General features: G+C 69.5%; 20 protein-coding genes. 7 read left to right on the top strand and 13 right to left on the bottom strand.

The window, feature by feature from the left end:
- Positions 1-9 precede the first annotated feature (9 nt).
- From LGM89_RS12025 to LGM89_RS12010, 4 genes are all read right to left on the bottom strand, one after another.
- Positions 10-966 (bottom strand): sugar-binding transcriptional regulator, encoded by a 957-nt coding sequence (locus LGM89_RS12025; RefSeq protein ID WP_226207177.1) that lies wholly within the window; start codon positions 964-966, stop codon positions 10-12.
- A gap of 121 nt (positions 967-1,087) precedes the next feature.
- The gene (xylB, locus tag LGM89_RS12020; RefSeq protein WP_226273118.1) at positions 1,088-2,569 is read right to left on the bottom strand and encodes a xylulokinase; all 1,482 of its coding nucleotides are present in this window, start codon (positions 2,567-2,569) and stop codon (positions 1,088-1,090) included.
- Positions 2,570-2,652: 83 nt separating this feature from the next.
- Positions 2,653-4,047 carry a D-arabinitol 4-dehydrogenase gene (dalD, locus tag LGM89_RS12015; RefSeq protein ID WP_226273117.1) on the bottom strand — a complete coding sequence of 465 codons (1,395 nt, stop codon included), beginning with the start codon at positions 4,045-4,047 and terminating at the stop codon, positions 2,653-2,655.
- Positions 4,048-4,235: 188 nt separating this feature from the next.
- On the bottom strand, positions 4,236-5,147 hold the full coding sequence (locus LGM89_RS12010) for a LysR family transcriptional regulator (RefSeq protein ID WP_226273116.1): 912 nt from the start codon (positions 5,145-5,147) through the stop codon (positions 4,236-4,238).
- Positions 5,148-5,246: 99 nt separating this feature from the next.
- Here LGM89_RS12010 and mdlC point away from each other — a divergent pair, with 99 nt between their 5' ends.
- The 4 genes from mdlC (at position 5,247) to LGM89_RS11990 (ending at position 10,968) form a co-directional block, all read left to right on the top strand.
- Entirely contained in the window at positions 5,247-6,854 is a 1,608-nt protein-coding gene (gene mdlC, locus LGM89_RS12005; protein WP_226273115.1) for a benzoylformate decarboxylase, read from the top strand.
- 38 nt (positions 6,855-6,892) lie between these two features.
- Positions 6,893-8,344 carry an aldehyde dehydrogenase gene (locus tag LGM89_RS12000; protein ID WP_226273114.1) on the top strand — a complete coding sequence of 484 codons (1,452 nt, stop codon included), beginning with the start codon at positions 6,893-6,895 and terminating at the stop codon, positions 8,342-8,344.
- 14 nt (positions 8,345-8,358) lie between these two features.
- Positions 8,359-9,303, top strand: coding sequence for a ketopantoate reductase family protein (locus LGM89_RS11995; protein ID WP_226273113.1), 945 nt, complete (start codon positions 8,359-8,361; stop codon positions 9,301-9,303).
- Between the two features lie 267 nt (positions 9,304-9,570).
- A complete protein-coding gene (locus LGM89_RS11990; RefSeq protein WP_226273112.1) occupies positions 9,571-10,968 on the top strand; it encodes an MFS transporter in 1,398 nt (465 codons plus the stop codon).
- Between the two features lie 30 nt (positions 10,969-10,998).
- Here LGM89_RS11990 and kynA read toward each other — a convergent pair whose 3' ends face one another.
- The 3 genes from kynA to kynB form a co-directional block, all read right to left on the bottom strand.
- Positions 10,999-11,931 (bottom strand): tryptophan 2,3-dioxygenase, encoded by a 933-nt coding sequence (kynA, locus tag LGM89_RS11985; protein ID WP_039368343.1) that lies wholly within the window; start codon positions 11,929-11,931, stop codon positions 10,999-11,001.
- A 78-nt stretch (positions 11,932-12,009) separates the two neighbouring features.
- Positions 12,010-13,263 (bottom strand): kynureninase, encoded by a 1,254-nt coding sequence (gene kynU / locus LGM89_RS11980; protein WP_241022843.1) that lies wholly within the window; start codon positions 13,261-13,263, stop codon positions 12,010-12,012.
- A gap of 25 nt (positions 13,264-13,288) precedes the next feature.
- Entirely contained in the window at positions 13,289-13,930 is a 642-nt protein-coding gene (gene kynB, locus LGM89_RS11975; protein WP_089495520.1) for an arylformamidase, read from the bottom strand.
- A gap of 130 nt (positions 13,931-14,060) precedes the next feature.
- Between kynB and LGM89_RS11970 the strand changes: the two genes are divergently transcribed.
- A complete protein-coding gene (locus tag LGM89_RS11970; protein ID WP_006477992.1) occupies positions 14,061-14,561 on the top strand; it encodes an Lrp/AsnC family transcriptional regulator in 501 nt (166 codons plus the stop codon).
- Here the strand turns inward: LGM89_RS11970 and LGM89_RS11965 are convergent.
- The 3 genes from LGM89_RS11965 to LGM89_RS11955 all read right to left on the bottom strand — a co-directional run bounded on the left by LGM89_RS11965 (position 14,548) and on the right by LGM89_RS11955 (position 17,430).
- Entirely contained in the window at positions 14,548-15,057 is a 510-nt protein-coding gene (locus LGM89_RS11965; RefSeq protein WP_124580926.1) for a flavin reductase family protein, read from the bottom strand. The two genes, LGM89_RS11970 and LGM89_RS11965, sit on opposite strands and share 14 nt — an antisense overlap.
- A gap of 304 nt (positions 15,058-15,361) precedes the next feature.
- Positions 15,362-16,027, bottom strand: a complete 666-nt coding sequence (locus LGM89_RS11960; RefSeq protein WP_226273111.1) for a hypothetical protein — start codon at positions 16,025-16,027, stop codon at positions 15,362-15,364.
- Positions 16,024-17,430: a selenium-binding family protein gene (locus tag LGM89_RS11955; protein ID WP_226273110.1), complete on the bottom strand. Its 1,407-nt coding sequence runs from the start codon at positions 17,428-17,430 to the stop codon at positions 16,024-16,026. Before LGM89_RS11955 ends, LGM89_RS11960 begins: the two co-directional genes overlap by 4 nt.
- 580 nt (positions 17,431-18,010) lie before the next feature.
- On the opposite strand from LGM89_RS11955, the gene msrA reads away from it, so the two are divergent.
- Positions 18,011-18,571, top strand: a complete 561-nt coding sequence (msrA, locus tag LGM89_RS11950) for a peptide-methionine (S)-S-oxide reductase MsrA (RefSeq protein ID WP_089426188.1) — start codon at positions 18,011-18,013, stop codon at positions 18,569-18,571.
- Positions 18,572-18,613: 42 nt separating this feature from the next.
- On the opposite strand, the gene LGM89_RS11945 is transcribed toward msrA, so the two are convergent.
- The 3 genes from LGM89_RS11945 to pdxH all read right to left on the bottom strand — a co-directional run bounded on the left by LGM89_RS11945 (position 18,614) and on the right by pdxH (position 21,919).
- The gene (locus LGM89_RS11945) at positions 18,614-19,909 is read right to left on the bottom strand and encodes a DUF72 domain-containing protein (RefSeq protein WP_089495518.1); all 1,296 of its coding nucleotides are present in this window, start codon (positions 19,907-19,909) and stop codon (positions 18,614-18,616) included.
- Positions 19,910-19,932: 23 nt separating this feature from the next.
- Positions 19,933-21,153 carry an SAM-dependent methyltransferase gene (locus tag LGM89_RS11940; RefSeq protein WP_089495517.1) on the bottom strand — a complete coding sequence of 407 codons (1,221 nt, stop codon included), beginning with the start codon at positions 21,151-21,153 and terminating at the stop codon, positions 19,933-19,935.
- 121 nt (positions 21,154-21,274) lie between these two features.
- A complete protein-coding gene (pdxH, locus tag LGM89_RS11935) occupies positions 21,275-21,919 on the bottom strand; it encodes a pyridoxamine 5'-phosphate oxidase (protein ID WP_089495516.1) in 645 nt (214 codons plus the stop codon).
- A 128-nt stretch (positions 21,920-22,047) separates the two neighbouring features.
- On the opposite strand from pdxH, the gene LGM89_RS11930 reads away from it, so the two are divergent.
- Complete coding sequence (locus LGM89_RS11930; protein WP_226273109.1) at positions 22,048-22,905, top strand: ThiF family adenylyltransferase; 858 nt, start codon at positions 22,048-22,050, stop codon at positions 22,903-22,905.
- Positions 22,906-22,989 lie beyond the last annotated feature (84 nt).

Below are 22,989 nucleotides of genomic sequence, written 5' to 3'. Positions count from 1 at the left end.
GCTTCTGCGTCAGGTCGCTTTCGCGGCGAGCGCGGCGCGCGCGCACGCTTCGTCGGTGACGAGCCCCGACAGCCAGCCGCCGCGCAGCGCGGCAATCACCGCGTCGTGTTTCTTCGGGCCGCCGGCGAACGCGATCGTCGGCAGCTTCGGCGGCGTGGCGAGCGCGACGCTCGTTACGCGCGCGCTCGTCGATACGGCGATCTGCGTGCCCTGCGCGTCGATCGGCACGCCGAGCAGTTCGGCCACCGCGCCGAGCGCGGTCATCTCGTCGCGCTCCTGTTCGGTGATGAAGCCGTCTTCATAGAGCGGGCAGTGTGGGCCGATGTTGCCGATCCCGACGAACGCAACGTCGGCCTTGCCCGACAGCGCCTCGACGATCCGGTACAGCCGGTGATTGCACCACTGCGCGCGCTCGGCGTCGCTGTCGGCGAACAGCGGCGCGGGCAGCAGGAAGTGCTTGCTGCCGGTTTTCTCGGAGATGTACTGCGCGACGTCGTAGCGGTTCGACGAGCCGTCGGCGGCGATCGCGCCGACCATCGACACGAGCCGGTGCTGCGGGCGGTCGATCTGCGCGATCTGCGCGACCGCGGCCTTCAGCGTCCGGCCGCTGCTGACCGCGATCACCATCGGCCGGGTTTCGTTCAGGTAGCGCTCCATCACCTGCGCGCCGGCGACCGCGAGCTTGCGGTCGATCGCGTCGGGCGCATCGGCATCGACGGGCACGACTTCGCACATCGCGAGGCCGTAGCGCTTCGACAGCTGCGCGCCGAGATCGAGACAGTCGGCGAGCTGGTGGTCGACGCGCACGCGGATCAGGTTCTTCTCGACTGCGAACGCGACGAGGCGCTGCGCGACCGGGCGCGATACCTGCAGCTTCTCCGCGATTTCGTTCTGCGTGTCGCCCGCGACGTAGTAGAGCCACGCGGCACGCGTGGCGAGATCGAGTTTTTCTGAGGACTTGGACACGATAGCGATTCGGTTCGGATCGGGGGGCGCCCCGCGGGCCGGCCGGCGGGCCGCATGGCGGCATCCACTGTACCGCATGTCGCGCGCACGGCCGACGGCCGCCGCGCGTGACGTGCGGCCCTTACGCGAGCCGTGCGCGCGACGGCTCGTACAGCGGCTGCACGTGACGGTACAGCGCGCGGAACGCATCGAGGCGTTCGCGCAGCAGCGCATGGCGGGCCGCATCGGGCGCGTATTCGGCGCGCACCGGCGGCTTGGTCAGCACCGCATGCGGATCGCCGCCGACGGCCAGCCAGCCGAGCCGTGCCGCGCCGAGTGCCGCGCCGGTTTCGCCGCCGCCGTGCTGGCGCGTGCGCACGTTCAGCGCATCGGCGATCAGCTGCGCCCAGAACGCGCTGCGCGCGCCGCCGCCGATCAGCGACAGCTGGTCGGTTTCGACGCCGGCCGCATGCAGCGCGTCGAGACCGTCGGCGAGGCCGAGCGTCACGCCTTCGAGTACCGCATAGCCGAGGTGCGCGCGTTCGGTCGCATGCGTCATCCCGAAGAACACGCCTTGCGCGTACGGGTCGTTGTGCGGGGTGCGCTCGCCGGACAGGTAGGGCAGGAACAGCGGGGCCGTTGCGAGCGCGTCGGCGTCGAGCGTTTCGATTTCCGCGAGCAGCGCGGGCTCGTCGGTGCCGGTCAGCTTGCAGACCCAGCGCAGGCAGCTCGCGGCCGACAGCACCACGCTCATCAATTGCCAGCGATCGGGAATCGCATGGCAGAACGCATGCACGGCCGATGCGGGGTTCGGCATGAAGCGATCGCCGACCACGCTCAGCACGCCGGACGTGCCGAGCGAGACGAAGCCGTCGCCCGCATGGATCGCGCCGATGCCGAGCGCACTCGTCGCGTTGTCGCCGCCGCCGCCGGCCACCACGACGGCCTCCGACAGCCCGAGTTCGCGTGCGATGTCGGCGCGCAGCGTGCCGGACGGCGCGTTGCCTTCGACGATGCGCGGCATCTGCTCACGCGTCATCCCGCACGCGGCGAGCAGCGCGTCCGACCAGTCGCGGCGCGCGACGTCGAGCCACAGTGTGCCGGCGGCGTCCGACGGATCGGACACCTTCGCGCCGGTCAGCCGGAACCGCAGGTAGTCCTTCGGCATCAGCACGCAGGCGGTCGCCGCGAACACGTCGGGTTCGTGCTTCGCGACCCACAGCAGTTTCGGCGCGGTGAAGCCCGGCATCGCGAGGTTGCCGGCCAGTGCGTGGAGATCGGGCGCGCGTTCGGTGAGCAGCGCGCATTCGTCGGCGCTGCGCATGTCGTTCCACAGGATCGCGGGGCGCAGCACGCGATCGTCGCGGCCGAGCAGCACGGCGCCGTGCATCTGGCCCGACAGGCCGATGCCGCGCACGGCCGCGAACGCGTCGCGGTGCCGTTCGCGCAGCGCCGCGAGCGCGGCGAGCGTGCCTTGCCACCAGTCGTCCGGATGCTGTTCGGCCCAGCGCGGATGCGGCCGCGACACGGTGAACGGCGAGCCGGCGGTGCCGACGACCGTGCCGTCCGGGGCGAGCAGCAGCACCTTCACTTCCGAGGTGCCGAGGTCGATGCCGAGATACATGAGCGATCCGTTCCGTCAGTGGGGAGTCGCTACTTTAGCCGCGCGGCCGCGCCCGTGCCAAGGTAGGTTCGCCCGGATGCGCGTCAGCGTGCCGCGAGCCATGCGTCGACATGCCGGAGTCCGCCGCGCAGGGCCTCGAACAGCGCGGCGTTGCCGGCGAGCGAGCCCCACAGCTGTCGGTTCGCGCCCAGCGCGACGACGGGGTCGTCGGCCTGGACGATCGCGCGCGCGGCGCTTTCGTCCATCACGCCGTCCTGGTACGCGTACGGCAGCGCGCCGCGCGCCCAGCGCTCGAGAAAGCGCAGGAACAGCGCGGGCAGCACGGCGGTGGCGACCGGCGCCGCGCCGCGTGCGAACGATTCGGCGAGCGTCGGCGCGATGAAGCCGGGAATCTTCGAGAAACCGTCGGCCGCGACGCGCTGGTTCGTGTCGAGCACGTACGGGTTGCCGAAGCGTTCGAGCACGACGTCGCGGTAGCGCGCGAGATCGAGCGGGCTCGGCGTGAGGCACGGGATCACGTCCTGCGTCACGTAGTCGTGCGCGAAGCGGCGGATCGCCGCGTCGTGCGTGCCTTCGTGGATATACGTATGGCCCGCGAGCGTGCCGGCCCACGCGATGCAGCTGTGCGTCGCGTTGAGGATGCGGATCTTCGCTTCCTCGTACGGGTGCACGTCGTCGACGAGTTCGGCGCCGGCCACTTCCCACTTCGGCCGGCCGGCCGCGAAGCGATCCTCGATCACCCATTGGATGAACGATTCGCCCATCACCGGGCAGGCGTCGTCGAAGCCGGTGGCCGCCAGCACGCGCTCGCGCACGTCGGCGGTCGGGCGTGGCGTGATGCGGTCGACCATCGCGCTCGGTGTCGCGACGTTCGCATCGAACCACGCGAGCAGGTCGGCCTGGCCGCGCCGCTCGAGGAATTCGCGCATCCCCGCGCGAAAGCGCGCGCCGTTGTTGCGCAGGTTGTCGCAGCTCTGCAGCGTGAGCGGGCCCGCGCCGCGCTTCACGCGTTCGGCGAGCAGCGCCGCGAGCGCGCCGTACAGCGTCGTGCGCGCGCCCTGCAGGTCGGCCGCGAGATCGGGGTTCGCGAGGTCGAGGCGGTTGTGTTCGTCGAGGTAGTAGCCGCCTTCGGTCACGGTGAACGACACGATCCGGCAGGCCGGATCGGCGCCGGCGTCGATCAGTGCGGCGAGGTCGATCGACCACGGCAGCACGCGCGTGATCGCGCGGATCGTCTCGTACGCGCGCTCGCCTTGCGGCGTGACGGTTTCGAGCGTGTAGGCGCCGTGCTGCGCGGCGAGCGCGTCCATCGTCGCGCGCATGTCGTCGCGGATGTTGCCGACGGTCAGCGACCAGCGCTCGTCGGCCGGGACGGCCGCGTTCACGCGATGCAGATACCACGCCTGGTGCGCGCGGTGAAACGAGCCCGCGCCGATGTGCAGCAGCACGGGCGTGCGGGCGGAGGGCGATGCGCTCATCCGGTGTGTCTCCTGTTCGTGCCTGACAGTCCTGTCGAATACGATCATTTGCTCTTTGTGTGAGCGAATGATCGTATTCGGGCGAGCGAAAGTCAAGGCGGGGAAACGGCATTTCGATGGTGCGCTGCGGCGGTGGCGTGCGGGTGGGGCGGGAGGGCGCGAACGGGTGGCCGGTGCGGAAAGCGCCGTCAGCGACCTTCGCGCGTCAACGCGACGAGTTCCTCGAGCAGCTTGCCCGCTGGCCCCGGCAGGATGCCGTGGCGGCGCCGGAACGCGGTGAGCGTGCGCACCGCGACGACTTCGCGCACGGGCAACGTGTCGATCGTGCCGGCGCGCTGCTCGGCGCCGTACATCGGCTCGGCCATCCAGCTCAGGAAGCCCGCATGCGCGACGAGGCTCTTCAATGTAGTAACCGAGCGCGTCTCGACCGCGATGTCGGGCAGCGCGAGCCCGTGTGCGTCGAAGGTCGCGCGCATGTGGTCGAACGGCGCGGTGCCGCGCGGCGGAATCGCCCAGCGCGCGTGCAGCGTGTCGACGAGCGTCGGCGCGCGGCCGAGCGTGCGCAGCGGATGGTGCGGCGCCGCAACGATGTGGCTGCGATCCTCCCAGCGGCACTCGGGAATCGCGACGATCTCGTCGGTATCGGGCCCGTGCGCGGACAGCGCGAGATCGATCTCGTGCTTGTTCAGCCCTTCCGCGAGCCGGTCCCACACGCCTTCGATGATCTCGACGCGCAGGTTCGGCCAGCGGTCGAGCACACGGCCGACCGCAACCGGTAGCACGAGGCTCGCGATGCTGCCCACCGTGCCGACCTTGATCGTGCCCTTCGCAAACCCGCGCATCGCGTCGAGCTCCTCGCGTGCGTGCTCGGCCTCATGCTGCAGCAGCGTCGCGTGTGGCAGCAGCGCCTCGCCGAACGCGGTGAGCTGCACGCCCTTCGAATGGCGCTCGAACAGGGGCGCGCCGACCTGGTCCTCGAGCCGCTTCAGGATCCGGCTCAGCGCCGGCTGCGTCACGTGCAGTGCGTCGGCCGCGCGGCCGAGGCTGCCGCACGCGACGATCGTCGTGAAGGCGCGCAATTGTCGGAGGTCGAAAGTCATGTCGGAACGGTATGGCTTATCGCAAAAAATACAGTATCCGAGAATGGCTCGCGCTTCGATACTGTGGAAACCGCCAAGCCATCGAGGAGACGCCCGAGCATGTCCGGCCCTACGCCCCCTTCCGCCGCACCGATCACCGTTCGCGATGCGGTGATCGACCTGCTTCGCCAGTTCGGCATCGACCGCGTGTTCGGCAATCCCGGCTCGACCGAGTTGCCGATGTTCCGCGACTTCCCGGACGATTTCCGCTACGTACTCGGCTTGCATGAAGCCGTCGTGGTCGGGATGGCCGACGGCCACGCGCAGGCCACCGGCAATGCGGCGGTCGTCAACCTGCATTCGGCGGCGGGCGTCGGCAACGCGATGGGCAATCTCTTCACCGCCTTCAAGAACCGCACGCCGCTGATCGTCACCGCGGGCCAGCAGGCGCGCGCGATCCTGCCGTTCGACCCGTTCCTCGGCGCGACGCAAGCCGCCGAGCTGCCGAAGCCGTACGTGAAATGGAGCATCGAGCCCGCGCGTGCGCAGGACGTGCCGGCCGCGATCGCGCGTGCGTACCGCATCGCGATGCAGGAACCGCGTGGGCCCGTATTCGTGTCGATCCCGGTCGACGACTGGGACCAGCCGGCCGAGCTGCTGCCGCGCCGCGACGTCAGCAGCGTCGTGCGGCCCGACCCGGACGCGCTCGCGCGGCTCGGCGATGCGCTCGACGCCGCGCGGCGGCCGGCGTTCGTGGTCGGGGCGGCCGTCGATCGCGCCGGCGCGTGGGACGACGTCGTGCGGCTCGCCGAGCGGCACCGTGCGCGCGTGTACGTCGCGCCGATGTCGGGGCGCTGCAGCTTCCCCGAGGACCATCCGCTGTTCGCCGGCTTCCTGCCCGCGATCCGCGAGAAGATCGTCGCGCGGCTCGACGGGCACGACCTCGTGTTCGCGTTCGGCGCGCCCGCGTTCACCTATCACATCGAGGGCTTCGGCCCGCACGTGCCGCCGGGCGCGACGCTCGTGCAGCTCGTCGACGATCCGGGCATCGCCGCGTGGACGCCGTCGGGCGATGCGGTCGTCGGCAACCTGCGGCTCGCCGCGCGCGACCTGCTCGCGCGCCCGGCGCCGCCCGAACGGCCGATGCCCGCGCCGCGGCCGCCGCGTGCGCGCGTCGAACCGCCGGCCGCCGGCGAGCGCATGCCGGTCGCGTTCGCGCTGCAGACGCTCGCCGACGTGCGCGACGCGGACGACATCGTCGTCGAGGAAGCGCCGAGCGCGCGGCCCGTGATGCAGGAACACCTGCCGTTCACGCACAGCGGCACGTTCTACACGATGGACAGCGGCGGGCTCGGCTACGGGATGCCGGCCGCCGTCGGCGTCGCGCTCGCGCAGCCGGGCCGGCGCGTGATCGGGCTGATCGGCGACGGGTCGAGCCTGTATTCGATCCAGGCCCTGTGGAGCGCCGCGCAGCTGAAGCTGCCGGTCACGTTCGTGATCCTCAATAACCGGCGCTACGCGGCGCTGCAGGATTTCGCGCCGGTGTTCGGCTTCGGCCCGGACGATCCCGTGCAGGGCACCGATCTGCCGAACCTGGATTTCGTCGCGCTTGCGCAAGGGATGGGCTGCCGGGGCGTACGCGTGACCGATGCCACGCGCCTGCGCGACACGTTGACCGACGCGCTGCGTGCGGCGACGCCGGTCGTCGTCGAAGTCGAAATTGCCTGAATGACGTGATGCGCAATACGCGTCCTGCCGGAGACTCCATGCAAACCGTATCGATGCTGATCGGCGGCGAACGCCGTCACTCATCCAGCGGCGCGACCTTCGCGCGCTGCAACCCGCTTGACGGCGAAGTCGCGTCCGAAGCGCCCGCGTGCACCGTCGACGATGCGCGCGCGGCGGCTGATGCTGCCGCGCGTGCATTTCCCGGCTGGGCCGAGCTCGGCCCCGGCGCCCGCCGCGCATTGCTGCTGAAGGCGGCCGCCGCGCTCGAAGCGAAGCACGAGCAGTTCGTCGCCGCGATGGCGGCGGAGACGGGCGCGTCCGCGCTGTGGGCCGGCTTCAATGTGCATCTCGCCGCGAGCGGGCTCGTCGAGGCCGCGTCGCTGACCACGCAGGTCGGCGGCGAGCTGATCCCGTCCGACGTGCCCGGTTCGCTCGCGATGGGCGTGCGGCAGCCGGCCGGCGTCGTGCTCGGCATCGCACCGTGGAATGCGCCGGTGATCCTCGCGACGCGCGCGCTCGCGCTGCCGCTCGCGTGCGGCAACACCGTCGTGCTGAAGGGCTCGGAGCTGTGCCCCGTCACGCACGGGCTGATCGTCGAGGCGCTGCAGGAAGCCGGGCTGCCGCCGGGCGTCGTCAATTTCGTGACGAACGCGCCCGAGGATGCGGGCACCATCGTCGATGCATTGATCGCGCATCCAGCGGTGCGCCGCGTGAATTTCACGGGCTCGACGCGCGTCGGCAGGATCGTCGCCGAAGCCTGTGCGCGCCACCTGAAGCCGTCGGTGCTGGAGCTCGGCGGCAAGGCGCCGTTCGTCGTGCTCGACGATGCCGATCTGGATGCGGCGGTCGCCGCGGCCGCGTTCGGCGCGTTCGCGAATTCCGGGCAGATCTGCATGTCGACCGAACGCATCGTCGTCGACGCGTCGATTGCCGATGCGTTCGTCGCGAAGCTCGCCGACAAGGCCGCGTCGCTGCCGCTCGGCGACCCGCGCCAGGGGCCGGTCGTGCTCGGTTCGCTGATCGACATGAAGGCCGTCGAGCGCTGCAACGCGCTGATCGACGATGCGCTCGCGCACGGCGCGACGCTCGTGTGCGGCGGCAAGGCCGACAGCACGCTGTTCCCGGCCACGCTGCTCGACCATGTGACGCCGGCGATGCGCATCTATGCCGAGGAGTCGTTCGGCCCGGTGAAGGGCATCGTGCGCGTCGACGGCGAGGACGCCGCGATCCGCTGCGCGAACGACAACGCGTTCGGGCTGTCGTCGGCCGTGTTCAGCCGCGACGTCGCGCGTGCGATGCGCGTCGCGGCCCGCATCGAATCGGGCATCTGCCACGTGAACGGCCCGACCGTGCACGACGAGGCGCAGATGCCGTTCGGCGGCGTGAAGGACAGCGGCTTCGGCCACTTCGGCGGCAAGGCCGGCATCGCGGCGTTCACGGACCTGCGCTGGATCACGGTGCAGACCGCACCGCGCCACTATCCGTTCTGACGAGGCCGACGACGATGAGAATTGCGATTCTGGGCGCCGGCGCGATGGGCTCGCTGTTCGGCGGGCGGCTGGCCGAAAGCGGCGAGGCCGTCACGCTGATCGACGTGAACGATGCGCATCTCGATGCGATTCGCAGCGATGGGTTGCGCATCGATGACGATCGTGGTGAGCGGTGTATCCGTACGTTGCAGGCCGTACGGCCGGAAGTGGCGAATGCGGCTGCGGCCGCATCGCCCGATGCATCGTTCGACCTGCTGATCGTTTTCACGAAGTCGCTGCATACGCGCGCCGCGCTCGACGGCGTGCGCGCGCTGCTCGAGCAGGACACGCACGTGCTGACGCTGCAGAACGGGCTCGGCAACGTCGAGACGCTGAATGCGTTCGTCCCGCTCGAACGCATCCTGGTCGGCGTGACGACGTGGCCGGCCGACGCGGCGGGGCCGGCGCACGTGCGCTCGCACGGCGCGGGCGCGATCCGCATGATGACGGCCGACGGCGCGACGCGCCCGTTCGCGGCGACGGTGGCCGATACGCTTTCGCGCGCGGGGCTCGCGTGCACGCTGGATGCCGACGTATGGGCCGCGATCTGGGAAAAGGTCGCGTTCAACGCGGCGCTCAACACGCTGTGCGCGGCGACCAACTGCACGGTCGACCAGCTCGGCAACCATCACGACGGGCCGCGGCTCGCGCTCGCGATTGCAGCCGAGGTGGCCGCCGTCGCCCGCGCGAAGGGCATCGCGGTCGACGGCGAACGCATCGCGCACAACGTCGAGCATGCGATCCGCGCGCATCGCGGCCATCGCCCGTCGATGCTGCAGGACGTGCTCGCGGGCCGCCGCACGGAAATCGAAGCGATCAGCGGCAAGGTCGTCGCGGCTGCGCGCGAAGCGGGCGTCGCGGTGCCGCACGCGGAGACGCTGCTTGCATTGGTCCGGCTGATCGACGCGCGGGTGAACTGAGCATCAGACGGGCGGCGCGGCTTGCGCCGCACGACGAGACGAGCGCGTCGCGCGCAGGCGACGGCGCCGGATCGGGACAGGTTGGACGAGACACCGGAGGCGGCGCCGATGCGTCGACGCCGGCCGCCTGCGCAGCACGAGATCCGGGCACGCGCGCACCGCGCCAGCCCGGGCAACCGGAGACGCCATGAACGCCATCGAATGCCGTTGTCTTTCCGCGCGCCGCTTGCGCATGTTGCCGCCAGCGCGCGGCGCACGGGAGGTCGCATGAGCACGCGCGGCGGATTGCAACCGCCGTCCGTCGACATCGGCGCGACGCTCGACGACGGGCCGTTCACGACGATGCAGCGCTGCGTGGTGCTGCTCGCCGCGCTCGCGATCGTGCTCGATGGCTTCGACGGCCAGCTGATCGGCTTCGCGATCCCGGTGCTGATCCGCGAATGGGGCATCACACGTGGCGCGTTCGCGCCGGCGGTGGCGGCCGGGCTGATCGGGATGGGCATCGGCAGCGCGTGCGCGGGGATCGTCGCGGACCGCTTCGGCCGCCGCCAGGCCGTGATCGGCAGCGTGTTCCTGTTCGGCATCGCGACCTGCGCGATCGGCTTCGCACCGGACGTCACGGCGATCGCGGTGCTGCGCTTCGTCGCAGGCCTCGGGATCGGCGGCGCCTTGCCGACGGCCACGACGATGACGGCCGAATACACGCCCGCGCGGCGTCGCACGATGATGGTGACCGCGACGATCGTCTGCGTGCCGCTCGGCGGGATGCTGGCCGGCCTGTTCGCGCACGAGGTGCTGCCGCGCTACGGCTGGCGCGGGCTGTTCTTCGCGGGCGGCGCGTTGCCGCTCGTGCTCGGCTTCGTGCTCGTGCGTGCGTTGCCCGAATCGCCGCGCTATCTCGCGCGGCGCCCCGCGCGCTGGCCGGAACTCGGCGCGCTGCTCGCGCGGATGGAGCGGCCCGTCGCGCCGGGCACCGCCTTCACCGACCTGCGGGACGCCCGCGCGGCAGGCGGCCGCGGCGGCTTCGGCGCGCTGTTCGCGAGCGGCCAGGCGCGCGACACGATCGCGCTGTGGTGCGCGTTCTTCATGTGCCTGCTTGCCGTGTATGCGGCGTTCAGCTGGCTGCCGACGATGCTGGCGGCGAGCGGGTTGAGCGTGTCGGTCGCGGGGACGGGGCTCACCGCGTACAACCTCGGCGGCGTGATCGGTGCGCTGTTGTGCGCGTGGACGATCGCGCATGCCGGGTCGCGCTGGCCGCTCGTGCTGTGCAGTATCGGCGGCGCGGCGAGCGCGGTGTGGCTGATGGGCGTCGATGCGAGCCGCCACACGGGCTGGCTGATCGTCGGGCTCGGCCTGCACGGGTTGTTCGTCAACGCGGTGCAGTCGACGATGTATGCGCTCTGCGCGTACATCTACCCGACGGCCGTGCGCGCGACCGGCACCGCCAGCGCGCTCGCGTTCGGCCGGCTCGGTGCGATCCTCAGCGCGTTCGCGGGCGCGGTCGTGATCACCACGGGCGGCGCCACGGCCTATCTGACGATGGTGGCGATTGCGATGGGCGTGGTCTGCGTCGCGCTGCTCGTCGTGCGACGGCATATCCCGCGACTGTCGCGCGCGGGCGTGCAGCCGCGCGAAGGGGAGGCGCTGGCCCGCACGTCGTCGTGACGGCGGGCGGGCCTGGGGGCGCGTCGCGCGTTACAGCGTGGTGCGCACGTGCCAGAGCTCGGGGAACAGCACGACGTCGAGCATCTTGCGCAGGTACGGCGCGCCGCTGGTGCCGCCCGTGCCCTGCTTGAAGCCGATGATGCGCTCGACGGTCGTCACGTGACGGAAGCGCCACTGGCGGAACGCATCCTCGAGATCGACGAGTTCCTCGGCCATCTCGTAGAGCTCCCAGTGCTGCTGCGGATGACGGTACACCTCGAGCCACGCGGCTTCGACCGTCTCGTCGTGCCGGGTCGGCTGCGTCCAGTCGCGCTCGAGCCGCTCCGCCGCGATCGGGAAGCCGCGCCGCGCGAGCAGGCGCACGACTTCATCGTAGAACGACGGCGCCTCGAGCGTCGCACGCACCTGTTCGAGGATGTCCGGCCGGTGCGCATGCGGCTGCAGCATCTGCACGTTCTTGTTGCCGAGCAGGAATTCGAGCTGCCGGTACTGATAAGACTGGAAGCCCGATGATTGCCCGAGATACGGCCGCATCGCCGAATACTCGGACGGCGTCATCGTCGACAGCACGTTCCACGCCTGCACCAGTTGCTCGAGAATCCGCGACACGCGCGCGAGCATCTTGAACGCAGGCGGCAGCGCGTCGGTGCGCACCGCGTCGAGGGCGCCGCGCAGCTCGAACAGCGCGAGCTTCATCCATAGCTCGCTCGTCTGATGCTGGATGATGAACAGCATCTCGTTGTGATCGGGCGACAGCGGATGCTGCGCGTCGAGGATCGAATTCAGCGACAGGTAGTCGCCGTAGCTCATCGACTTCGAGAAATCGAGCTGCGCGTTGTGCCAGCCGGCATCGCCGGGCACGTGCGACGCTTCGTGCGCGGCCGGGGCTGCTTGGGCCGAATGCGCGGCGCGCGCGCCCGAGAACGGGCAGCCCGCCGGCGCGTCGCCGCCGGGTGGCTGCATATGACCAGAATTCACGACTTTCTCCAGATTTGAATGACGGGGCGCGGCGCGCGGCTCGCGCGCGCCGGGCAAGGCCGATCAGGTCACCGCGCCGCGTTCGGCGAACTCGGGCGCCTTCCACGCGTCGGTGGCGAGGATGTCGCGCAGCGTCTCGACGGCATCCCACACGTCGGCGAAGCGCGTATAGAGCGGCGTGAAGCCGAAGCGCAGCACGTACGGCTCGCGATAGTCGCCGATCACGCCGCGCGCGATCAGCGCCTGCATCACTTCGTAGCCGTGCGGATGCTCGAAGCTCGCCTGCGAGCCGCGCTGGTGATGCGCGCGCGGCGTGACGAGCTTCAGCGACAGGCCCGCGCAGCGTGCCTCGACGAGCGCGATGAACGCATCGGTCAGCGCGAGCGATTTGCGGCGGATCGCGTGCATGTCGGTCTGCAGGAACACGTCGAGCCCGCATTCGACCATCGACATCGACACGATCGGCTGCGTGCCGCACAGGAAGCGCGCGATGCCCGGATCGGGTGCGAAGCCCGGCTGCATCGCGAACGGTGCGCGGTGGCCCCACCAGCCGGACAGCGGCTGCGAGAAGTGCGCGTGATGACGCTGCGGCACCCATACGAAGGCGGGCGAACCGGGGCCGCCGTTCAGGTACTTGTACGTGCAGCCGACCGCGCCGTCGGCGCGCGCGCCGTTCAGGTCGACCGGCACCGCGCCGGCCGAGTGCGCGAGATCCCACAGCATCAGCCCGCCGGCGTCGTGCACGAGCTGCGTGACGGCCGGCATGTCGTGCATGTAGCCGGTGCGGTAGTTCACGTGCGTGATCATCGCGACGGCCGTGTCCGCGCCGAGCGCGCCGGGCAGGTCGGCCGGGTCGTCGATCAGGCGCAGTTCGTAGTCGCCGCCGAGCTGCTCGATCAGCCCCTGCGCGATATACAGGTCGGTCGGGAAGTTCGAGCGTTCCGACACGATCACGCGGCGCTCGGGCGCGCGCTCGGCCTGATGGCGCACCATCGCCGACAGCAGCTTGAACAGGTTGATCGAGATCGTGTCGGTCACGACCGTCTCGCCGGGCGCGCCGCCGATCAGCGTCGCGAGCTTGTCGCCGAGACGGCGCGGCAGCGCGAACCAGCCGGCCGTGTTCCAGCTGCGGATCAGGCCTTCGCCCCATTCGGCGCCGATCACCTGCTGCGCACGGGCGGCCGATGCGCGCGGCTGCGCGCCGAGCGAGTTGCCGTCGAGGTAGATCACGCCGTCGGGCAGGGAGAACTGGTCGCGCAGCGGGGCGAGCGGATCGTCGCGGTCGAGCGCGAGCGCGTCTTCACGGGTCTTGATCATGATGTGGGGTCGTCAGTCGGGGTAATCAGGAAGCACGCGCGGGCAGCGCGCGCAGCACCGCGCGCACGGGGCTCGCGTCGAGCGTCGCGAATTTCAGCGGCAGTGCGATCAGTTCATAGTCGCCGGGCGGCACGTCGTCGAGCACGATGCCTTCGAGGATCGCCATCCGGTGCGCGCGCACGCGGTGATGCGCATCCATCGTCTTCGATTCCTGCGGGTCGAGCGACGGCGTGTCGATGCCGATCAGCTTCACGCCATGCGCGGCGAGCAGATCGACGGTCTCGGGCGCGACCGCGCAGAAGTGGCTGTCCCACTCATCGACGCTGGCGCGCGCACAGGTGCGCAGCAGTACGCGCGGCGGCACGCCGCCGAGCGCGGCCGCGACATCGGCCGGCTGCACGACCGGCGATGCGCCGATGCAATGGATCACGCGGCACGGGCCGAGGTAGGTGTCGAGCGGCACGGCGCCGATCGGCGCGCCGTCGGCGTCGTAGTGCAGCGGCGCGTCGCAGTGCGCGCCCGTGTGCGGCGACAGCGTCAGGCGCGCGACGTTGACCGGCGAGCCGGCCTCCATCCGCCACACGCGTTCGACGGAAACCGGCGTATCGCCCGGCCACACGGGGGTGGCGGGGCTGACAGGCGGCGAGATGTCCCAGAGGGTGTCCATGGCATGACGATTCGGTGAGTCGATCCTTCGAATGATAGGTGGACGCTCGCAGAAAGTGCTTGCGAAATAAACATGGACAATCCGCCGGATTGGCAGATAATTCGACTCAGAGGGAAAACGGGGACCAAAAATGCACGCGATCACGCTCGATGCCACCGACTGCCGGATTCTGGCGGTACTGCAGGAAGAGGGCAGAATCAGCAATCTCGACCTGGCGGAACGGATTTCGCTTTCGCCGTCCGCCTGTCTGCGCCGCATGCGCCTGCTCGAGGAGCAGGGCGTGATCGAGCACTATCGCGCGTGCCTGAGCCGCGAGAAGCTCGGCTTCGAGCTCGAGGCGTTCGTGCAGGTGTCGATGCGCAACGAAGAGAATCAATGGCACGAGCGCTTCGCGGAAGCGCTGCGCGAATGGCCGGAGGTGGTCGGCGCGTTCGTCGTGACGGGCGAGAGCCACTACCTGCTGCGCGTGCTCGCGCACAACCTCAAGCACTATTCGGATTTCGTGCTGAACCGGCTCTACAAGGCGCCGGGCGTGATGGACATCCGTTCCAACATCGTGCTGCAGACGCTGAAGGATGAAGCCGGCGCGCCGGTCGGGCTGGCGCGCACGGGGGCGATCAAAGCGGTGTAAGGCCGTGGAAGCCGCCGCCGTGGAACACGAGCGGCGGTGCCGTGTCCGATTCCGCGCGCACGCCGCAGCGCTCCACTTCACCGACGAAGATCACGTGGTCGCCTTCATCGTAGCGGCTGCGGTTGTGGCATTCGAACCACGCGAGCGCGCCGTCGAGCACGGGCATCCCCGAGTTGCCGGCCGCATGCGCGATCCCTTCGAAGCGATCGCCCTTGTAGGTCGAGAAGCGCTTGCACAGGTCGAGCTGCGAGGCCGCGAGCACGTTCACCACGTAATGGCTGTTGCCGCGGAACACGGGCGTCGACGCCGATTTGTGCGCGAGGCTCCACAGCACGAGCGGCGGATCGAGCGAGACCGAGTTGAACGAGCTGGCGGTGATGCCGATCAGCTGGCCGGACGGCGCGCGCGTCGTGATCACCGTCACGCCCGTGGCGAACTGGCCGAGGGCTTGCCGGAAGGCGGCCGAGTCGAAATCCGGAGGATTGGCCTGGTTCATCGGGTAGCCATCCGGAACGAGACGGGCGGGCGCGGCGCGACGCGGGCGGGGCGGGCACGGCGGACGAAAGGCGACAAGGCGGTCGAGGAGGAAGGGGTGCGCATGGCCCGATTTTAGCGGAATCGGGGCTGCCGGGCCCGGCCAGGCGGCGCATTGCGGGGGCAGGGTGACGTAGCGAACACTGCGGCGCGCCGACGGATGCGCAAGGGCACGCTGCCGGCACGGTCGTTCTGTCGCGTTTTTTGTGCGGGTCCGCCGCTCCGCCCGGTACCCGTACTCGACATCGGCCGCAGATCCCCTCGCACTATCGCGCCGCCGCCAGCCCGAGCGACAACGCGCCCGTCACGATCAGGCTCGACGCCCACACCGCGTCGAGATTGAACCAGCTCCGCGATACGAACTTCAGCCCGAGATAGCGGTACACGAGCCACGCGAGCCCGCCGCCGGCGCCGATCATCGCGATGGCATGCACGGCCGCGACGACGAGCGCCATCCCGAGATGCGCATCGACGAGCGTGGCCGCCGCGCGATGGCCGGCATCCTGGTCGAGCCCGCACAGCCCGAGGTAGATCGGCACCAGCATCAGCCCCGCGCCATGCGCGATCGCGACCGCGAACGACCACAGGCCGAGCCGGGCGGGCGGAATCCGTGCGAGCGCCCGCGGATGCCGGCGCCGGATCAGCAGCACGGCGCCGAAGCCGATCACGAGCGCGCTCGCGCCGATCCGGATCGCCATTTGCCACGCGAGCAGCGCGGCGAGCAGCCCGAACGGCAGCATCACCGCGAACACGGCGAGTGCATGGCCGAGCGCGAGATAGCCGAGCGCCGCGACGAGCGCGCCGCCGCGGCGCGTCATCAGCGCGTTCGACACCGCGAGCGGCCAGCCCATCGCGGGGTTGAGCCCGTGATACACCCCGCTCGCGAGCACGGCCGCCCACAGCGCGAACGGGGCGTGAAAGCCGGCGTTCAACGCTTGACCGACGGATAGCAGAACGAGTCGGTCGAGCAGTCGCCGCCTTCGAGCCGGATCTGGTGCGCGCGATAGCCGTCGGGGAACTCGACCCAGTAATCGTCGGCGAGCGTCAGACCGCCTTCCGGCCCCACGTGCGCGAGCACCTGCGCGCCCGGCACGCCGTCCGGATAGAACTGGTCGTCCCATGTCGAATACAGCGAGTTGGTCCAGTACACGCGTTTTCCGTCGCGGCTGATCTCGACCATCTGCGGGCCGCCCGCGAACGTGCGGCCGTTCGAGTGCGGCGCGCGGCGCACGATGCCGCCGATGCGGACCGACCCGGCGAGCACCGGGTTGTGCGGGTCCGACACGTCGTACTGGCGCATCTCGCCGGTGCCCCAGCACGACACGTAGAGGAAGCGGTCGTCGAGCGACAGGTCGATGTCGGTCACGAGCGGCGGCACCGCGCCGAATCCCTTGAGCAGCGGCGGCAGTTCGTCGGCCGAGGCCGGCTCGGCCGGGATCGTCGCGGTTTTCTTCACATGGAACTTGCCGCCTTCGCGCCACCAGGTCCAGATCGAGCCTTCGAGATTCGTCGTATCGACCACGACGCCGACGAACCCGTATTCGCGCGCCGGGTCGTGCGCGGGCCGCACCTCGAGCGCCATCTGGTGCTGCGCGCCGAGATCGATCGTCTGCACGTTGCGACGCGCGCGCAGGTCCCAGAAATGCAGCCGGTGCCCGTATTTGTTCGCGAGCAGGTCCTCCGGCACGATCCCGTTCTCGAATTGCGGCGGCAGCGCCCATTCGCTCGACACCATATAGTCGCGCGGCAGGTTCCACCAGAAGTCGTAGTGCTTGTCCTGCGGGCCGCGATCGATCTCCCAGCGGCCGAGCACGTCGAAGGTCCCGCAATCCATGATGAAGATGCCGGGCGCACCGTCGGTGCCGTCCTTGCCCGCGCCGCCGAGCGTGCTCACGTAGATGCCCTCGGGCCCGCAATGAACGGTGTGCGGCCGCGAATAACCGGTCTTCGAGAAGATCTCGTCGGGCTCGATGATCTTGTGGATGCGCGCCTGCGTCGGATGCGGTTTCGTGTCGATCACGTAGATGCGCGACGAGCGCAGGCCGGGGATGATCAGGAAGCGGCGCTCGAGGAATGCATGCCCGGTCAGCGGCGACAGCGACGACGAACACGCATTCCAGCCGAAGTGGTGAAACTCGTCGCCGGTGTTCGGCATCGTCACCGTGTGCACGATTTTTCCGTAGGTCGACGAGCCAGGCTTCACGTCGATCACGGCGAGCGCGTCGGGTCTGGAAAAATCGGGGCTCAGCAACAACGTATAGGCAAACTCCTCTGCCGGTGCCTGCATCGCAAGCTCGGGTGAAGCGTGAAACGTCGGGTCAGGCCGCATGCTCATGGTGATGCCCTCTCGATGGTGTCGGATCGGGGTCGCACGGCCGTTCGTTGCGGGCGTGCGAGTCGGGGTTGCCGCACGGCACGCATCACGCCGGCGGGGGCGATCGGCAGGCGGACGCACGCGTCGATGAGCGTGCGACGCCGTGCATCAGATCGTGAAAGCGGATAAAGGCGATGAGCCGGATCGCCGCGCGCGGAGCGAGACGGATGCATGGCAAGGAGGTGATGCAATCGAAGCCGCGGCCCGCGACGCGGCGACGGCCGGACGCGTGACGCGGGTGAGGTCTGTTAAGGCGTGCATAGCGATGTTCCGGCAGATGATGTTTGCATCAGGGTCGGGCATGCATCGGGCGCGTTGCGCCAGACGGCGGGTTTGCCGCCGCGCTCGCGCGTGCCTAAGTGTAGTCGAGAAAACGGGCGGCCGGTCGCGCGCGGCACCCGTGCAATCTGTCAGGTTCGCGCGCGAGTGAGATACTTGCCGACGTGCCGTTGCGGCCCGCACGCGGGTGGGCAGCGGCGAGACGGAACGGTGGCGCCGGCGCATGCGTGCCGGCTGCCGACATCAACGAGGGACTGATTTCATGGTGAACGAGATGCTTGAAACCGCGACATTGGGAGGCGGGTGTTTCTGGTGCACGGAGGCGGTATTTCTCGACGTCGACGGCGTGACGGCCGTCCAGTCGGGCTACGCGGGCGGCCATACGCGCAATCCCGGCTATCGCGACATCTGCGAGGGCGATACGGGCCACGCGGAAGTCGTCAACGTGACGTTCGATCCGGCGCGCATCGGCTATCGCGAGATCCTCGAGATCTTCTTTGCAACGCACGATCCGACCCAGCTGAACCGGCAGGGCAACGACGTCGGCACGCAGTACCGTTCGGTCGTGTTCACGCATTCGGACGCGCAGCGCGACACGGCGCTCGACGTGATCCGCGAACTCGAGCGCGAGCAGGTGTTCGGGCAGCCGATCGTCACGCAGGTCGTGCCGCTCGACGACAACTACTGGCCGGCCGAGGACTATCACCAGAACTATTACGCGCGTAACCCGGGGCAGGGCTACTGCTCGGTCGTGATCGGGCCGAAGCTCGCGAAATTCCGGAAGAAGTTCTCGCACCGGCTGAAGTCGCTGCGCGGCGCGTAAGCGTCGTGACCGCGGCCGGCGCAAGCCGGTATCCAATCGGTATCAAGCCGCCTCGTTGCGCCACTGCGCGCACGCGGCGGCGATCTCGCGCGCAAGCGCGATGCACGACAGCGGCGCGGAGCCTTCCGCCTTGTTGTTGATCGTGATGATCACCGGCTGCCCGGCCAGCGCATAGCGCGCGGCCAGTTCGGCGAGGGCCGAGCGCGTGGCCGGATCCTCGTCGACGAGCTTGTCGAACGGCTCGTACTTCGCTTTCGCCTGTTCATACTTGAAGCCGCCGTGCAGGCTCCAGCGCACGATCAGCGGGCCCGGTGCGTCGCCGTCGAGCAGCGCGAGCGCGGCTGCCTGGCGCAGCGGGTCGGGCATCCGCGCGTGCAGGCCGACGCAGTAGCGCACGCCGAGCGCGGCGAGCGCGCGGATGAAGCGCGGCGTGAGCAGGCTCGCGTCGCGAATCTCGATCGCGTAGCGGGTGCCGTCGGCGTCCTCCGGCAGCGGCGGCAGCGCCGCGAAGAACGCGGCCAGCCGGTCGATCAGTTCGGCCGGCCGGGCAAGCAGCGTGTCGGGCAACGGCGAGAACTGGAACACGAGCACGCCGGCTTTCCGGCCGAGCCCTTCGACGCACGGCTGCACGAATTCGCGGGTCGCGAGATCCGCGTCGAGGAAGGTCGGGTTCGGTCCCGACGGTTCGCCGCGCCCGCCCCGGATCACCGCGTCGGTCACGGAGGCCGGCGCCTTCACGACGAAGCGGAAATCGTCGGGCACCTGCTGCGCGTAGCGCAGGTAGTCGGCTACCGACAGCGGGCCGTAGAACGACCGGTCGAGGCTCACGCTCTTCAGAAGCGGATGCGCGCCATACGCTTCGAGCCCTTCGCGCGAGAGTTTCGTCTGAGCAAAATCGCCGTCGTAGACGATGCCGTCCCAGCCCGGGAAGGTCCACGACGATGTGCCGAGCCGGACGTTCGGCGGCAGGCCGGCCGCTGCGTCGGCCACATCCGGTGCGATCGGCGCGGGCAGCACGCCGCGCCGGCGCCGGCCCTTCTTCGGCGGCTCGGCTGGCAGGGACGGTTCGTCCCACAGCAGGCCGGAAGCGGCGGGCGGCGTTTCGTCTGACGAACGGGGAGGAGTGCGAAGGCGCGGTGCCGGCTGCGCGTCGTCAGGCGCGCCCGGGTTCACATGTTCGTCGGCGTCGGCAGGCGGGCCATCGTTCCCGGGCGACGCGCGTGCAGCATCGACCGGCACGCCGAACAGGTCGAATTGCCCGTCGGCGTGCGGCGCGTTCGCGTCGTCGTGCTGCTGTCGTTCCGGCGGCGCCTTGCGCCGCGTCCTGCCGTCACCCATGCATGCCCAGCGTGAAGCGCCGCCTAGCGCGGCAGCGTGTGTTCGTACATATAGCGCCGCGACCACGGCAGCGTCTTCGCGCTCTGCCCGGCCTTGCGGCACACGATCTGGAAGATCGACACGTCGTCGTGCTCGAACGCATACGCGCAGCCGGCGAGATACACGCGCCAGATGCGGAATTTTTCGTCGTCGACGAGTTGTCGCGCGGCGTCGGCCTTCGCCTCGAAGTTTTCCGTCCAGATATCGAGCGTGCGGGCATAGTGCCGGCGCAGGCTTTCGACGTCAATCGCTTCGAGCCCGCCGCGCTGCGCGGCTTCCAGCGCGAGGCTGATGTGCGGCAGCTCGCCGTCCGGGAACACGTAGCGATCGATGAACTCGCCGCCGCCGAGCGCCGTCTCGCCGCTTTCCGCGTCGGTCGACGTGATCCCGTGGTTCATCGCGATGCCGTCGTCGGCGAGCAGGTCGTGGATCCGCGAGAAATAGAGCGGCAGGTTCTTGCGCCCGACGTGCTCGAACATCCCGACGCTCGTGATGCGGTCGAATTGCCCGTCGATCTCGCGGTAGTCCTGTAGCCGGATCTCGATTTTGTCTTCCAGCCCGGCGGCTTTCACGCGCGCCGTCGCGAGGTCGAACTGGTTCTGCGACAGCGTGACGCCGAGGCACTGCGCGCCGAACTTCTGCGCGGCGCGCAGCACGAGCGCCCCCCAGCCGCAGCCGATGTCGAGCAGGCGCTGGCCGGGCTGGAGCCGGATCTTCGTCAGGATGTGGTCGATCTTCTTGATCTGCGCGGTGGCGAGATCTTCGTCGCCGTTCTCGAAGTACGCGCACGAGTACACCATGTTCTCGTCGAGCCACAGTTTGTAGAACTCGTTCGAGACGTCGTAGTGATACTGGATCGCCTTCTTATCGGTGCTCTTCGAGTGATTGAAGTAGCGCTTCACGCGCGCCAGCTTGCTCGCGCTCGTCACCGTGCTGCGCGCGAGCGAGTAGCCGATGTTGATGATGTCCGACAGCTTGCCTTCGATGTCGATCTTGCCCTTTACATACGCCTCGCCGAGATTGTCGAGGCTCGGTTCGAGCAGCAGCGGCAACGCCGACGCACTGTTGACCTTCAGCGTGACCTGCGGCGCGCTGAAGGTGCCGAAATCGAGTTGATCGCCGTTCCACAGCACGAGGCGCGCCGGTATGTTCGCTTTCGCCCGTACTTCGTCCGCCCACTGTGCCAGCTTCTTTTCCCAGAACATTTGGATTCTCCGTTTGTTCGTTGAATCGAATACAGCCAAGTATCTTGACCGGCGCCCGCCGCTTGCGAGGCGGGCGCCCGAATGCAACACGAGACACGACCGGCATGCGCCGGCGCCGGGCTTAAGGCGACAGGCGCGAAATCGACCAGCCCGTCGACGTGCCGGCGTCGCGCATATAGAGCAGGCGGTCGTGCAGCCGCGACGGGCGGCCCTGCCAGAACTCGATCGAGTCGGGCACGAGGCGGTAGCCGCCCCAGTGCGGCGGGCGCGGCGGGTTGTCGCCGTAGCGTTCGCTGACGGCCTTTTCCTGCGCTTCGAGCGTCGCGCGGCTGTCGATCACCGCGCTCTGTTCCGACGCCCATGCGCCGATGCGCGAGCCGAGCGGGCGCGACGCGAAATAGCGGTCGCTTTCTTCTGCGCTGGTTTTCTCGATCCGGCCTTCGATGCGCACCTGGCGCTCCAGCTCGATCCAGTAGAACAGCAGCGCGGCCTGCGGGTGCGCGGCAAGATCGCGCCCCTTGCGGCTTTCGTAATTGGTGAAGAAGACGAACCCGCGTTCGTCGACGCCCTTGATGAGCACGATGCGTGCCGACGGCCGCCCGTCGGCGCCGACGGTCGCGAGCGTCATCGTGTTCGGCTCGGGCAGCTTGGCGGCGAGCGCCTCCTTGAACCAGCGGTCGAACTGGGCGAACGGGTCGTGGGCGACGTCGGCCTCGTCGAGCGAAGCACGTGAGTAATTGATGCGGAGATCGGCGAGAGTCGTCATGTTATGCAAACGCTTCAATCTGGAACCATTGTAGCCAACGCGCAAGAAACGTGCGTGCACAGTGGCGCGTGCGAGCGGGGAGTTCAGGCAAAATAGAGGGCTGCACGACTTACGTTTTCCTTGCTGCCATGTCCGTCGCCGACGCTGCCCCGCCCAGTTCCTCTGATCTTACCCCGACCCCGGAAATCCAGCTTGACGTGGATCGCGCGCGGCGTTTCGGCGGCGTGGCGCGCCTGTACGGCGCGCCGGCCGCCGCCGCGTTCGAGCGCGCGCACGTCGCGGTGATCGGGATCGGCGGCGTCGGCTCGTGGGTGGCCGAGGCGCTCGCGCGCAACGCGGTCGGCACGCTGACGCTGATCGATCTCGACAACGTCGCCGAAAGCAATACGAACCGGCAGATCCACGCACTCGACGGCAATTACGGCAAGCCGAAGGTCGACGCGATGGCCGAGCGGATCGCGCTGATCGATCCCGCGTGCCGCGTGAACCGGATCGAGGATTTCGTCGAACCCGACAACTTCGACGCGCTGCTCGGCGGCGGCTTCGACTACGTGATCGACGCGATCGACAGCGTGCGCACGAAGGTCGCGCTGATCGCATGGTGCGTCGCGAAGCGTCAGCCGCTCGTCGTGGTCGGCGGCGCGGGCGGCCAGCTCGACCCGACGCGCATCCGGATCGACGATCTCGCGCTGACGATCCAGGATCCGCTGCTGTCGAAAGTGCGCGCGCAATTGCGCAAGCAGCACGGCTTTCCGCGCGGGCCGAAGGCGCGTTTCAAGGTCAGCGCCGTGTATTCGGACGAGCCGCTGATCTATCCGGAAGCTGCCGCCTGCGACCTCGAGGACGGCACGGAGCCGTCCGCGGCCGTGCACGTCGCGGGGCTCAACTGCGCGGGGTTCGGTTCGAGCGTGTGCGTGACCGCGAGCTTCGGCTTCGCAGCCGCCGCGCATGCGCTGCGCGCGATCGCGGCGCAGGCTGCCGGCTGAGCCGCTGCGAATCGCGGTCGTTGTGCAATGCGGCGGCGCGTGACACGCGCCGTGCTTGACGTGGTGATCCGGCAGCCGGGCCGT

The sequence above is a fragment of the Burkholderia sp. AU31624 genome (assembly GCF_020420065.1).
Taxonomy (GTDB): Bacteria; Pseudomonadota; Gammaproteobacteria; order Burkholderiales; family Burkholderiaceae; genus Burkholderia.
The sequence above is the reverse complement of the archived record's forward strand: the minus strand, read 5'-3'. Positions and strand labels throughout refer to the sequence as shown.